The 13,072-nt window shown below is 70.6% G+C and carries 10 protein-coding genes; 2 read left to right on the top strand and 8 right to left on the bottom strand.

Annotated features, from left to right (window positions below; translation table 11 throughout):
• Positions 1-25 precede the first annotated feature (25 nt).
• Positions 26-2,065, top strand: coding sequence for a thioredoxin domain-containing protein (locus tag OG878_RS15755; protein ID WP_328887390.1), 2,040 nt, complete (start codon positions 26-28; stop codon positions 2,063-2,065).
• A gap of 69 nt (positions 2,066-2,134) precedes the next feature.
• On the opposite strand, the gene trhA is transcribed toward OG878_RS15755, so the two are convergent.
• Positions 2,135-2,809 carry a PAQR family membrane homeostasis protein TrhA gene (gene trhA / locus OG878_RS15750; protein WP_328891257.1) on the bottom strand — a complete coding sequence of 225 codons (675 nt, stop codon included), beginning with the start codon at positions 2,807-2,809 and terminating at the stop codon, positions 2,135-2,137.
• A 296-nt stretch (positions 2,810-3,105) separates the two neighbouring features.
• On the opposite strand from trhA, the gene OG878_RS15745 reads away from it, so the two are divergent.
• On the top strand, positions 3,106-4,932 hold the full coding sequence (locus tag OG878_RS15745) for a phosphoenolpyruvate carboxykinase (GTP) (protein WP_328887389.1): 1,827 nt from the start codon (positions 3,106-3,108) through the stop codon (positions 4,930-4,932).
• 218 nt (positions 4,933-5,150) lie between these two features.
• On the opposite strand, the gene OG878_RS15740 is transcribed toward OG878_RS15745, so the two are convergent.
• The 7 genes from OG878_RS15740 to OG878_RS15710 all read right to left on the bottom strand — a co-directional run bounded on the left by OG878_RS15740 (position 5,151) and on the right by OG878_RS15710 (position 12,979).
• Positions 5,151-5,753, bottom strand: a complete 603-nt coding sequence (locus tag OG878_RS15740) for a hypothetical protein (protein ID WP_328891256.1) — start codon at positions 5,751-5,753, stop codon at positions 5,151-5,153.
• A 16-nt stretch (positions 5,754-5,769) separates the two neighbouring features.
• Positions 5,770-7,386 carry a substrate-binding and vWA domain-containing protein gene (locus OG878_RS15735; RefSeq protein ID WP_328887388.1) on the bottom strand — a complete coding sequence of 539 codons (1,617 nt, stop codon included), beginning with the start codon at positions 7,384-7,386 and terminating at the stop codon, positions 5,770-5,772.
• Positions 7,383-8,573: a toxic anion resistance protein gene (locus tag OG878_RS15730; protein ID WP_328887387.1), complete on the bottom strand. Its 1,191-nt coding sequence runs from the start codon at positions 8,571-8,573 to the stop codon at positions 7,383-7,385. The genes OG878_RS15735 and OG878_RS15730 overlap by 4 nt, the downstream gene beginning before the upstream one ends.
• 29 nt (positions 8,574-8,602) lie before the next feature.
• On the bottom strand, positions 8,603-9,712 hold the full coding sequence (locus tag OG878_RS15725) for a hypothetical protein (RefSeq protein WP_328887386.1): 1,110 nt from the start codon (positions 9,710-9,712) through the stop codon (positions 8,603-8,605).
• 400 nt (positions 9,713-10,112) lie between these two features.
• Positions 10,113-10,532, bottom strand: coding sequence for an SCO4983 family protein (locus OG878_RS15720; protein ID WP_328887385.1), 420 nt, complete (start codon positions 10,530-10,532; stop codon positions 10,113-10,115).
• An 89-nt stretch (positions 10,533-10,621) separates the two neighbouring features.
• The gene (locus OG878_RS15715) at positions 10,622-11,833 is read right to left on the bottom strand and encodes a pyridoxal phosphate-dependent aminotransferase (protein ID WP_328887384.1); all 1,212 of its coding nucleotides are present in this window, start codon (positions 11,831-11,833) and stop codon (positions 10,622-10,624) included.
• 312 nt (positions 11,834-12,145) lie between these two features.
• A complete protein-coding gene (locus tag OG878_RS15710) occupies positions 12,146-12,979 on the bottom strand; it encodes an arylamine N-acetyltransferase family protein (protein ID WP_328887383.1) in 834 nt (277 codons plus the stop codon).
• Between the last annotated feature and the right edge of the window lie 93 nt (positions 12,980-13,072).

The following is a 13,072-nucleotide window of genomic DNA, read 5'->3' as shown; positions in this document are numbered from 1 at the left end:
TCGCCCGGTGCGCGAGGATGGGGGCATGGCCAATCGACTTGCGCAGTCCACCTCGCCCTACCTCCTCCAGCACGCGGACAACCCGGTCGACTGGTGGCCCTGGTCGCCCGGGGCCTTCGAGGAGGCACGCAGCCGGAACGTGCCGGTGGTGTTGAGCGTCGGCTATGCGAGCTGCCATTGGTGCCATGTCATGGCGCACGAGTCGTTCGAGGACGAGGCGACCGCGGCCTACATGAACGAGCACTTCGTCAACGTGAAGGTCGACCGCGAGGAGCGGCCCGACGTCGACGCCGTCTACATGGAGGCGGTGCAGGCGGCGACCGGGCAGGGCGGCTGGCCGATGACCGTCTTCCTGACCGCCGACGCCGAGCCCTTCTACTTCGGTACGTACTTCCCGCCCGAGCCCCGGCACGGCATGCCCTCCTTCCGGCAGGTCCTCGAAGGCGTCGTGTCCGCCTGGAACGAACGTCCCGGCGAGGTCACCGAGGTTGCCGGGCGCATCGTCCACGACCTGGCAGGGCGCTCGCTGGCGCACGGTGGGGAAGGGTTGCCCGGCGAGTCGGAACTGGCGCAGGCGCTGCTCGGGGTGAGCCGCGATTACGACGAGAAGCACGGCGGTTTCGGCGGTGCCCCCAAGTTCCCGCCGTCCATGACGATCGAGTTCCTGCTGCGCCACCATGCCCGCACCGGCGCCGAGGGTGCTCTCCAGATGGCTGTCGACACCTGTGGGGCGATGGCCAGGGGCGGGATGTACGACCAGCTCGCCGGCGGGTTCGCGCGGTATTCGGTGGACCGGGAATGGGTCGTACCGCACTTCGAAAAAATGCTCTACGACAACGCACTGCTCTGCCGGGTCTACGCCCATCTGTGGCGGGCCACGGGGTCGGAACTGGCCCGGCGGGTCGCCCTGGAGACCGCCGATTTCATGGTGCGGGAGCTGCGGACGGCGGAGGGCGGATTCGCCTCTGCGCTCGACGCGGACAGCGAGGACGCGGACGGCAAGCACGTCGAGGGCGCGTATTACGTGTGGACGCCCGCGCAGTTGCGCGAGGTGCTGGGCGAGGAGGACGCCGCGTTCGCCGCCGCGTACTTCGGGGTGACGGAGGAGGGGACCTTCGAGGAGGGCTCTTCGGTGCTCCAACTGCCGGGCGGGGCGGCCACGGTGGACGGGGCGAGGGCTGCCGATGTGCGGGCCCGGCTGCTCGCCGCGCGTGAGGAGCGGGCGCGGCCGGGGCGGGACGACAAGGTGGTTGCCGCGTGGAACGGGCTGGCGATCGCCGCGCTCGCCGAGACCGGGGCGTATTTCGAGCGGCCCGATCTGATCGAGCGGGCCACCGAGGCGGCGGACCTGCTGGTCCGGGTTCACATGGGGGACGTGGCCCGGCTGGCCCGTACGTCCCGGGACGGCCGGGCGGGAGCCAATGCCGGGGTGCTGGAGGACTACGGCGATGTCGCGGAGGGTTTCCTCGCGCTGGCGGCCGTCACCGGTGAGGGCGCCTGGCTGGAGTTCGCGGGCTTTCTGCTCGATATCGTGCTGGCGCACTTCACGGGTGAGGGCGGGCAGCTGTACGACACGGCGGACGATGCGGAACAGCTGATCCGCCGTCCGCAGGACCCGACCGACAGTGCGACTCCGGCGGGCTGGACGGCGGCGGCCGGGGCGCTCCTCTCGTACGCGGCGCACACCGGCTCGGAGGCTCATCGTGCTGCCGCGGAGGGGGCGTTGGGTGTGGTGAAGGCGCTCGGGCCGCGGGCGCCGCGGTTCATCGGGTGGGGGCTGGCGGTCGCCGAGGCGCTGCTCGACGGTCCGCGCGAGGTGGCGGTCGCCGGGCCGGTGGGCGGCGAACTGCACCGTACGGCGCTGCTGGGGCGGGCGCCGGGGGCGGTGGTCGCGGCGGGTGTGACGGGCGGCGGGGAGTTTCCGTTGCTGGTGGATCGTCCGCTGGTGGGCGGGGCGCCGACGGCGTACGTCTGCCGGCATTTCGTCTGCGATGCGCCGACGACGGATGCGGGGGAGCTGGCGCGGAAGCTCGGAGGGGAGCGGACGGAGCCGGCCGGGGGCTGATACGTGGCGAGGGCGGAACCCGGGCGGCCACGGTCCGAGGGCCGGGGCCGCCGTTCGGGGCGGGTCCGGTCAGCTGTGGTTGTAGGCCACGAGCGAGATGCCGACGTAGTGCACGACGAACGCCGCCAGGGTGAACGAGTGGAAGACCTCGTGGAAGCCGAACCACCGTGGTGACGGGTTGGGGCGCTTGATGCCGTAGATGACGCCGCCGGCGCTGTAGAGGAGTCCGCCGACGACGACCAGGACGAGGACCGCGATCCCGCCTGCGTGCATGAAGTCGGGCAGGAAGAAGACCGCGGCCCATCCCATGGCGAGGTAGCAGGGGGTGTAGAGCCAGCGCGGGGCGCCGACCCAGAACACCCGGAAGGCGATTCCGGCCACTGCTGCCGCCCATACCGCCCAGAGCAGCGGGCGTCCCGTCGATTCGGGGAGGAGGAGCAGCGTCAGCGGGGTGTAGGTGCCCGCGATGATCAGGAAGATGTTGGCGTGGTCGAGTCTGCGCAGTACGGCTTCGCCGCGCGGTCCCCACGTGCCGCGGTGGTAGATCGCGCTCACGCCGAACAGCAGGCATGCGGTCACGGTGTAGACGGCGCAGGCGATGCGGCCGACGGTGCTGTCGGTGAGGGCGATGAGTGTGATGCCGGCGATCAGCACCGCGGGGAACATTCCGGCGTGCAGCCAGCCGCGCATCCGCGGTTTCACGGGGAGTGACGCCGTCTCGCCGGGTGTGACCTCGGCCGTCATCGTTCCGTCCGGGGCCTTTCCGTGCGCCGTTCCGGCTGTGTCGGGTTCGGCTGGTTCGTGCGCGGAGGCGTCGGCAGCAGTCATGTCGGCATGCTACCTACGCAACCGTAGGTAACGGACATGAGTGGCGATGCTCACGTGTGCGGCCCCCTGGACATATGGGCGAATCGGTCGGATGATCAAATGAGTAAGGTCGGCACCGGATGAGCGCCAAGGGAATCCAAAGGGGTAGAAGCATCCGGGTCGTAGCCCCCACGGGGCACTTGCCCAGAAGACACCCTCACCAAGGAGCGATCGTGGCGCGCGACATCGCGGCTCCCCTCACTGTTCCCATCCAGCACCAGGAGCTCGTCTCCTGGGTGAACGAGATCGCAGCTCTCACCGAGCCGGACCGGGTGGTCTGGTGCGACGGTTCCGAGGCCGAGTACGAGCGCCTGTGCGGGGAACTCGTGGCCAACGGCACGTTCATCAAGCTCGACGAGACGAAGCGGCCGAACTCTTACTACGCCGCCTCGGACCCGACCGATGTCGCCCGTGTCGAGGACCGCACGTTCATCTGCTCCGAGAAGGAGGAGGACGCGGGCCCGACGAACCACTGGAAGGCCCCCGCCGAGATGCGGGAGATCTTCACCGGTGAGAACGGTGTCTTCCGCGGTTCCATGCGCGGTCGCACCATGTACGTCGTGCCGTTCTGCATGGGCCCCGTCGGCTCGCCGCTCTCCGCGATCGGCGTCGAGATCACCGACTCCGCCTACGTCGCCGTGTCGATGCGCACCATGACGCGCATGGGTAAGGCCGTTCTCGACGAGCTCGGCACCGACGGCTTCTTCGTCAAGGCCGTCCACACGCTGGGCGCGCCCCTGGCCGAGGGCCAGGAGGACGTTCCGTGGCCGTGCAACTCCACCAAGTACATTTCGCACTTCCCCGAGGACCGCGAGATCTGGTCGTACGGTTCCGGCTACGGCGGCAACGCGCTGCTGGGCAAGAAGTGCTACGCGCTCCGCATCGCGTCGGTGATGGCCCGCGACGAGGGCTGGCTCGCCGAGCACATGCTGATCCTCAAGCTCACGCCGCCGCAGGGTGAGTCGAAGTACGTCGCCGCCGCATTCCCGAGCGCCTGCGGGAAGACCAACCTCGCCATGCTGGAGCCCACGATCTCCGGCTGGACCGTCGAGACCATCGGCGACGACATCGCCTGGATGCGGTTCGGTGAGGACGGCCGTCTCTACGCGATCAACCCGGAGGCCGGCTTCTTCGGCGTCGCGCCCGGTACCGGCGAGCACACCAACGCCAACGCCATGAAGACGATGTGGGGCAACTCCGTCTTCACGAACGTCGCGCTGACCGACGACGGCGACGTGTGGTGGGAGGGCATGACGGAGACGGCCCCCGCCCACCTCACGGACTGGAAGGGCAACGACTGGACGCCCGCGTCCGACACGCCCGCCGCCCACCCCAACGCCCGCTTCACGGTGCCGGCCGGGCAGTGCCCGATCATCGCGCCCGAGTGGGAGGACCCGAAGGGTGTGCCGATCTCGGCAATCCTCTTCGGTGGCCGCCGCGCCTCGGCCGTTCCGCTGGTCACCGAGTCCTTCGACTGGCAGCACGGTGTCTTCCTCGGTGCCAACGTGGCCTCCGAGAAGACCGCCGCCGCCGAGGGCAAGGTCGGCGAGCTGCGCCGCGACCCGTTCGCCATGCTGCCGTTCTGCGGCTACAACATGGGCGACTACATGAACCACTGGATCAAGGTCGGCGCCGACAAGCCCGACCAGTCCAAGCTGCCGAAGATCTACTACGTGAACTGGTTCCGCAAGAACGAGGCGGGCAAGTTCGTGTGGCCGGGCTTCGGTGAGAACAGCCGTGTCCTGAAGTGGATCGTCGAGCGTCTGGAGGGCAAGGGCGAGGGCGTCGAGACGCCGATCGGCATCCTGCCCGCCAAGGGCGCCCTGGACACCAACGGCCTGGACCTGTCCGAGTCCGAGCTGGACTTCCTGCTCACGGTCGACAAGGAGGTCTGGCGCGAGGAGGCGGCGCTGGTCCCCGAGCACCTCAACACCTTCGGTGACCACACGCCGAAGGAGCTGTGGGACGAGTACCGCGCGCTGGTCCAGCGCCTGGGCTGACACCCACCGGGGCGCACTCCTGGAGTGCGCCCCCGCACACTCCGCGGCCGGGCCTCCCGACATCCATCCTGACCTGTGGGGTCAACGGCCCGCTGCGGTACGGCCTCCGGAATCCCCTTACGGTTCCGGGGGCCGCCCCTTCCCGCCCCTCTCATGAGGGACGTCCACGCATCGTCAGGTGCTTGCCCACAACACCTCTGCGCGGCATCGGTGTTCCTTCACGTGCCGCCGCGGTCCGACCGTCCCCGGTCCTCCAGATAGCGCGTGTGCGTCTGCTGCCTGCGCGCCTCGGCCTCGCGCAGTCCTGCGGCCAGCGACTCGGCCTCCCGGTGCAGCAGCGACAGTTGCTGTTCGAGGGGACGCTCGGGCGGCTCGGTGCCCGGCGTCAGCCGTGTCCACCAGCGTGTGCGCAGATAGGTGTCGACGGATTCCGGGATGTCCTGGTGGACGGCGCGCGCCAGGGCGTGGATGCCTTCTGGGTCGGTGGCGAGGGCCTCGGAGACCCAGCCGGGCGCGAGCAGGTCTTCCAGCAGTTCCGTCAGCTCGACCAGCCGGCCGGACGCGGCGGGCGGCAGGTCCACCCCGCCCAGATACTCCCGCAGGGTCGCGAAGTCGGTACGCAGCGAAGCCAGCCGGGACGACGGGTCGGGGAACTCGGGGGCGGGCGGCCGCTCGGGCGGAGCGATCAGCGCACCCGCGGCGTACAGTCCGGCGATCACCACCGGCCAGTACGCGCCCGCGAGTCCGGTGAAGGTGAGGGCGAGCCCGACGATCCCGCAGGCGCTCCCGGTCAGGTTCTTGCGGGACTCGACATACGCCATGACCCGGCCCGGCGCTCTACTGGTAGCCACGGATCTCCTCGAATGCCCCGTCCAGGGAGCCCGGCCCCAGGTCCTTCGTCGCGTCGAAGAGCCGGCCGCCGGTCAGGGTGGCGATCGCGTCCAGTTGCGCACGGTCCGAGTCGCCGAAGACGACCGGGAAGACGGGCGTGGCGCGGCGCGCCGCGGGGAGCGAGCGGTAGAAGGCGGTGAAGTCGTCGGCCGAGCGGCCCGTCGTGTTCTCACCGTCGGTCATCAGGACGATCGACGTGAACGCCGACTCGGTGCCGGGCCCCAGCCGGTCGTAGGCCGACTCCAGGCTCGAGAAGATCGCGGTCTCGCCGCTCGCGGTCAGGGCTGCGGTGTCCGCCTTGATGGCCGCGAGCCCGGCCTGCGGATCGGCGGGATCGACCGTATGCGTGCGTGCCCGCTTCACCGACGACCCGAACGGCAACAGGGTGATCTCCTCCCGTTCCCGGAAGTCCCCGGTCAGCCCGGTCAGTGCCGCCTTCAGCTTCCGCAGCCGTTCGCCCCGCATCGACCCGGACGTGTCCAGGACGTACACGGTGCGCGAGGGCCGCCGGAGCTTGTTCTCGTAACTGTGGAGCAGGCCGTCCGCGACGGATTGCGTGCCGGGGAAGGGAAGTTCCCGGCGGGGTTCGGTGGCGAGCGGCGCCGCCGGCAGCACGGAGGCGACGACCGGACGGCGCAGTGTCTCCCGGGTCAGCTGCTGCTGCACGGCGGGGGAGCGGAAGTACGAGGTCAGGGCGCGCACCGAATCCTTCGCTTCGGGCGAGGCGGAGGCGAGCAGGCTGAGTGGGTAGTCGGCCGTCACCACGCCGTCGCGCGGGCGGATCACGGTCAGTCCGGTGTGGCTGTCCCGGTTGAGGGAGAGCAGCACGGACTCGTAGTTGATCAGCGCGTCGACCGTGCCGCGCCGGGCGTACGCGGTGGCCAGCCAGCCGGACGACCCGGAGGTCAGCCGCTGCCCTTCGAAGAACTCCTTCAGTTTCCCGCCGGCCATGCGGACGTCGGCGTCGGTCAGCGCGGACTGGGCGCCGGACAGTGCCGAGGCGACCGAGACCAGTGCGGCGAAGCCGGAGTTGGAGCGGTCGGGGTCGGTCATCCCGTACGTCAGCCGCCCTTCGGCGACCGCCCGGTGCACCTGCGACCAGGTGACGTCCGACGGGTTCCAGCCCAGCCGCTTCACCACCGACGGCTTGACGCCGAGGGCGACCGGTGAAGCCATCAGCGGGGTTTCGGAGGTGATCCGCTTCGCCGCGTCGGGGTGGAGCCGCAGATAGTCGTCGGACGACAGCCACACCGCGTCGTACGCCCCGTCCGCCTCTCCGGACCCCAGCTGCCGGACGGCATCGAGCGTCCCGGTCCAGGTGGGCCGCACAGTGATCCCGGTCGCCCTCCGAGCCTGCTCCAACAAGGGCTTCATGTCGGAGAGTTCACTGGATGCGAGCACGCGCAGCGTCCCGGCCCGAGGGGCGCCGTCGTCCTTCTTTCCGGACGCCGCGGGACCGTCCGCCGCCGAACACGCCGCGACCGGCACGAGGACCGCGGCGGCCAGCAGCGACGCCAGCGTGCGCGAGAGTCTGCGCCGCAGCCTTCTCGGCCGGCCCGTCATCCGAGACCGCCGCCATCGAGCACCCCGGCGGACCGGCTGCGCGCCAAGTGGGCGCTCGCCTGCTGGAGTTCGGCGGTCAGCGACTCGACGGTCGCCGCCATCGACTCGGTCGCCTGCACCTTGTACGTGTCGATCGCGTCCAGCGTCCGGTAGATCTGCTGGAACGCCGTCCGCAGCGTCTCGGCACCCACCGCCGGATCGGCGGCGATCCGCTGGATCTCCCCGCTCTGCGTGGCGAGCATCTCCGCATTGCCGCGGATGAGATCCTCGGTCGTGGAGCGCAGCACCTGCACCTGCTCCGTGACCTTGCGCTGGCTCTCCAGTGCCGACGCCAGCATCACGGCGATCCGCAGCGCGGACACGGTCGTGGTCGCGGCCCGGTCGACGCCCCTGATCAGCTCCTCGTTGTTGCGGCGTACGACGTCCATGGCCAGATACCCCTGCGCGCAGACCGCGAGCTGGGTCAGCAGATCCTGGTGCTTCTGCCGTACGGGGAACAGCACATCGGCCCGCAGAGCGTCCGCCTGAGCGGGGTCGGCGGCCTCCGTCGCCCGGATGCGCTGCCCGACGGCGCCGTCCAGGGCCTCGGTGAGGACCACGTACTCCTGGAGTTTGCCCATCGTCTCCCAGAGCCGGGTGCGCTCGGTGTGCAGGGCGGCGTTGTCGCGGCGCAGTTCGTCCTGGCCGCCGCGGAGCGAGCCCACGATCCTGTTGAGGGTGGACTGTGCGGAGGCGTACTTCGCGACATGGTCGCGGAGCCTGTTGCCGCCGGGGAGTTTCGCGAGCAGCCGGCGGGCGCCGCGGCCGGGGGTGTCGCGCGGGTCGAGGTCCTCGACGGTGCGGCGCAGTTCGACGAGCGAGGCACCGACCCGCGACTGCGCGTCGGCGTCTCCGGAGCGCCCGGCGGAGAGCTCGCGGACCGTGCGGTCCAGCATCCGGTTGGACTGCTGGGCGGCGCTGCGGATGTCGCCCTGCCCGAGGGCGGCGATCTCCCCGATCCTGGTGGTGAACTCGGGTGAGCGGGCATCGAGCCCGGCAAGGCCGCCGACGTACTCGGTGGCGCGCCGCGTCATTTCCGTGCGGACGGCGTCGTCGACCGGGACGAGCCCGGCGGCCTGCTCGGTGCGGACGGGGGCGACGGGTTCGGGCGGGGTGAGGACGAGCGGCTGCGGCTCGGCTTCGGTCATGGGTGAGGTCTCCCGGGAGGCGTATGTCGTCAGCCGCGGGTCCGCTGGGCCATCGTGCGCAGCACCGTTGCGGTGGGCACGGGCGCCTGGCGGATCCCGGACAGCTGTTGGTCGATGTAGTCGGTGTGGCCGGCGGTCGCGGCGGTGAACTCGGCCGCCGCACCCTGGGGCCGGAAGCCGTGGCGCACGGCCAGCTTGCGCAGTCCGGGGTCGGTGGAGAGCAGCTCGCCGAGCTGCCGTCCCGAGTCGGTCAGCGGTACGAGGGTGTGGTCGCTGGAGACGGTGGTGTCCGGGTAGAGGACGACGAGATCCCCGAGTTCCTGCTGCTGGTTCTGCAGGAGCAGCGAGGCGACCTGCGACTCGTAGACCAGGACCAGCGGGTTGCCGACTCCGCTGATGAAGTCGCGGAACGGCGCGTCACTGCTGGTCTGTTGTGCCCCCTGCACCCGGATCAGCTTCTTCAGCAGCGGTGCGGTGCGGTCGATCGCGGCCTCGTCGGCGGCGACCCGGCCGCCGTCGGCGACGTACGAGGCGGCGGCAAGGTAGAGCGCGCCGGAGTTGGACGCGACGGGGTCGGTGCTCGCGATGAACACCGTCCCGGTCAACTCGGCCTGTTTCTGTGCCCCTTTGAGTTGCTGCCAGGTCCGGTCCGCCTGCGCGGCCTTCAGGTACGGGGACATGAGCAGCTTCCCGCTGGACTTGTTGCTCAGCGCCGCCAGTCCGTTGTCCGCCAGCACCTGCGCGGCGCTGCGGTGGGCGACGACGACGAGCGGCGAGTAGAAGGGCCGGATCGGTCCACCCTTGACGGTGGACCTGCGCTGCAGTTCGTCGGCGGGCGCCTTCGAGCCGGGGAAGGCGAAGTCGTAGCCTTTCAAGGGCAGTTGGTCCATGGCCCAGGATCCGGACGTCTCCGTCTTCACGGTGAATCCCCTGGCGGCAAGGGCCTTCACCACTTCGGGATCGGCGAAGAACTCCGCCTTCTCCGACCCGATCACTCCACGCACGGTCTTCGTTGCCGTGCTCGTGTCCCTGCTGTCGCGGCCTGCTGCGACGGCTGCTGCCACTCCGCCGATCAGCAGCACCGCCAGGACGATTCCCACGATGCGTCTCACGAGGGCAGCGTGCTCGCGGAAACCCACATTCCGGGCGGAGTTGGGTGGACGGAAGGTGAAGTGCGCATCCCAGTACGCAACGGGAACGGCCGGTTCTCTCCGGTACGGCGATCGCGTGGCGGTCCGCGGTGCGCCACCGCACGTCGCGGGGCACCCCGGGCGTCGTGAATGCGCTGCTCGCCGTGATGCCGTTCGGGGTGGCGCTCGCCGTCGTCGGCACGTCCGGGGAGCTGCGGTACGGAGAACCAGGAGGGCATGGAGGCGGCCCCCGTCGCAGGCTCCGGCGACGGGTGCGGCTGCCGGCGCCGCGCTTGCGGCGACGTCTCCTGCCACGAGCCGGACCGGCCCGGGGCCGGCGCGGCCCCGTGAGCGCCGCAGGTGGTTGGCACCCGGTCCACGCGCCTTCGCGGCCCGCGGACCGGGGCCGTCAGAGGGCGCCGACCAGCCGTGCGGGGCCGGTGGGCGCGGTGGGGGTGGTGGCGGCGGTGACCGCTGCCGTGTGCACGTCCATCTGCTCGGCCGCGAGGATCGCGGCCGCCGTGTCGGCGCGGGACGCGGCCACCACCAGTGCGCGGCCCGCGAGGGCATGGGCGCGGCGGTGGAGCGCGAGTGCGGGTGCGTCGGTCCGGCCGGCGTGCCGGGCGGGCGGCGTGCCGCGCAGTCTGGCGACCTGGCCGGCGATGCGGTCGCCCGCCTCGCCGAGACCGAGCTCGTCGGTGACCGCGAGGAGCGCGGCCAGGTGTCCGGCGAGCTGGATGTCCAGTTCCTCCTCGCGGGAGCGGTGCGGGAAGTCGTCGGCGTGGTCGGCCGGTGTGTGGACCGATTTGGCGCGGATCGGTTCGTACATGGATGGCCTCCTGGTGTTGCTTGGGACCATCCTAGCTTGGATTCAGTCTAAAGTTGTCTGCGATCCGATAGTGCGCGTCGCCGCCCCGGTCAGGGCTGGCTGTACCCGTCCAGGAAGTTCCCGATCCGGCCGACCGCGTCCGTCAGGTCCTTGGTCGACGGCAGTGTCACGATCCGGAAGTGATCGGGTTCCGGCCAGTTGAACCCCGTACCCTGCACGACCATGATCTTCTCGGCCCGCAGCAGGTCGAGGACCATCTGCCGGTCGTCCTTGATCTTGTAGACCTTGGGGTCGAGTCGGGGGAAGAGGTACAGCGCCCCCTTCGGCTTCACGCACGTGATCCCCGGGATCTGCGTCAGCAGGTCGTACGCGACGTCCCGCTGCTCCAGGATGCGGCCGCCCGGCAGCACCAGGTCGTCGATCGACTGCCGCCCGCCGAGCGCCGTGGCCACCGCGTACTGCGACGGCATATTGGCGCAGAGCCGCATATTGGCGAGGATCGTCAGCCCCTCGATGTACGAGGCGGCGTGGGCCTTCGGGCCGCAGACCGCGAGCCAGCCCGACCGGTAGCCGGCCACCCGGTAGTTCTTGGAGAGCCCGTTGAACGTCAGCACCATCAGATCGGGCGCAACGGCCGCGGTCGGGGTGTGCGTGGCTCCGTCGTACAGGATCCGGTCGTAGATCTCGTCGGAGCAGACGACCAGGTTGTGGCGGCGGGCGATCTCCGTCAGCTCGCGCAGCATCGCGTCGTCGTAGACCGCACCCGTCGGATTGTTCGGGTTGATGATCACGATCGCCTTGGTGCGGTCGGTGATCTTGCGCTCGATGTCGGCGAGATCCGGCATCCAGTCGGCCTGCTCGTCGCACCGGTAGTGCACGGCAGTACCTCCGGCCAGCGACACGGAGGCGGTCCACAGCGGGTAGTCCGGCGCGGGCACGAGCACCTCGTCGCCGTCGTCGAGCAGCGCCTGCATCGACATCTGGATCAGCTCGGAGACGCCGTTGCCCAGGTAGATGTCCTCGACATCGAGGTCGATGCCCTTGGTCTGGTAGTGCTGCATCACCCCGCGGCGGGCGGAGAGCAGCCCCTTCGCATCGCCGTAACCGTGCGCCCCGGAGAGGTTGCGCAGTATGTCCTCGAGAATCTCGGGCGGGCACTCGAACCCGAACGCGGCAGGGTTGCCGGTGTTCAGCTTGAGGATGCGGTGCCCGGCTGTTTCCAGCCGCATCGCCTCCTCGAGCACGGGGCCCCGGATTTCGTAACAGACGTTGGCGAGCTTCGTGGACTGGATCACCTGCATGTCTGCGAGCTTACGGCGGTGTTTCACCGGCTGCGCGGGGTTCGCCCGCAGGTTGACCCACCCGGGTCGCGCCGCGTGCCTGCCCCGTCTTCCATCGCCATGCCCGTCCCGCCTCTGGACAGTGGGAACGCCGGTCAGGGGTGGGGAGGGGCTTGGAATAGGGGTGTGGCGGGCCGGACCGGTGAGATGCGCCACGTGAGGGGGTGGCGGCCGTGGCCGGGGCCCCGGCCGGTTGGCCGATCACAAGAGAGGGAGCCGGCCGGGCGGCGGTCCCGATGAGACGCGGCCTCGGCCCGCCGGCGGCCGGTGCGTTCAGTCCGGCAGGCGGGTGCCCTCCGGGAGCCGGATGCCGAAGTCGGCCGTGAGGACCCGCAGCACCTCGTCGCCGTCCGCCAGCTCACGCTCCTTGCGCGTGCCGTCGGCCGCCGTTTCCACGAGCCTGCGGCCCATCAGCGCGAGATGCGCGTCCGGGGTGGTGCGCTGGACGTACGGCCGGTGCTGGAACGGGGAGCGCGGGTTGGTCGCGATGTGCCAGTTGATGACCTCGTAGTCCGGTGCCTCGAACGGCTCCAGCGTGAACGCGTACTGGTCCTCCCACTCCCCGCCCGCGCTCTTGGCCTGCAGCTTCCACAGCTCCAGCGGGCCGGCGTGCGGCGCGTGCACGAGCCGGTGACGGCGCGGGGCGTCGTACAGTTCCACGTCCGTCACCAGTGGGATCGGCTCCAGCAGCGACGTGTTCGCACCGAATCCGACATCGGCGAGGTACGGGGTCGGATCGCCCGGCACCTCGGCCCGCATGAGCATGTGGGTGCGCGGCCGTACGTCCCCGGGCGCGGCCCCCAGCAGCACGCGCGCGCAGAGCAGCGTGATCCGGAAGCCGAGCGCGGTCAGCGCGGCGGCGAGGAGGGTGTTCTGCTCGTAGCAGTACCCGCCGCGCTCACTGCGTACGAGCTTCGCCTCCAGATCCGCGATGGCGAGCGAGGGAGCACTGCCGAGCACGGGGTCCAGGTTCTCGAACGGGATGCCCAGCGCGTGGGCGCGGTGCACCGAGCGCAGCACCTCCACGGTGGGGCGGCGCTCACCGGTCCAGCCGATGCGGGCGGCGTACGCGTCGAGGTCGAGAGCGCGGGCGCTGTCGGTGGTCATGGTCCGACCGTACGCAATCGGGGCGGCGGGCTGCCATGCATGCGGCGCGCCGCATGCGCACAATCCGCGTGCGACGGCGGATCGCCTTCCGGC

Origin of the sequence: Streptomyces sp. NBC_00316 (assembly GCF_036158715.1) — a bacterium.
In the GTDB taxonomy this organism is placed as follows: Bacteria; Actinomycetota; Actinomycetes; order Streptomycetales; family Streptomycetaceae; genus Streptomyces.
Note: the sequence above shows the minus strand (reverse complement) of the source record. Positions and strands in the feature narration are given on the sequence as shown.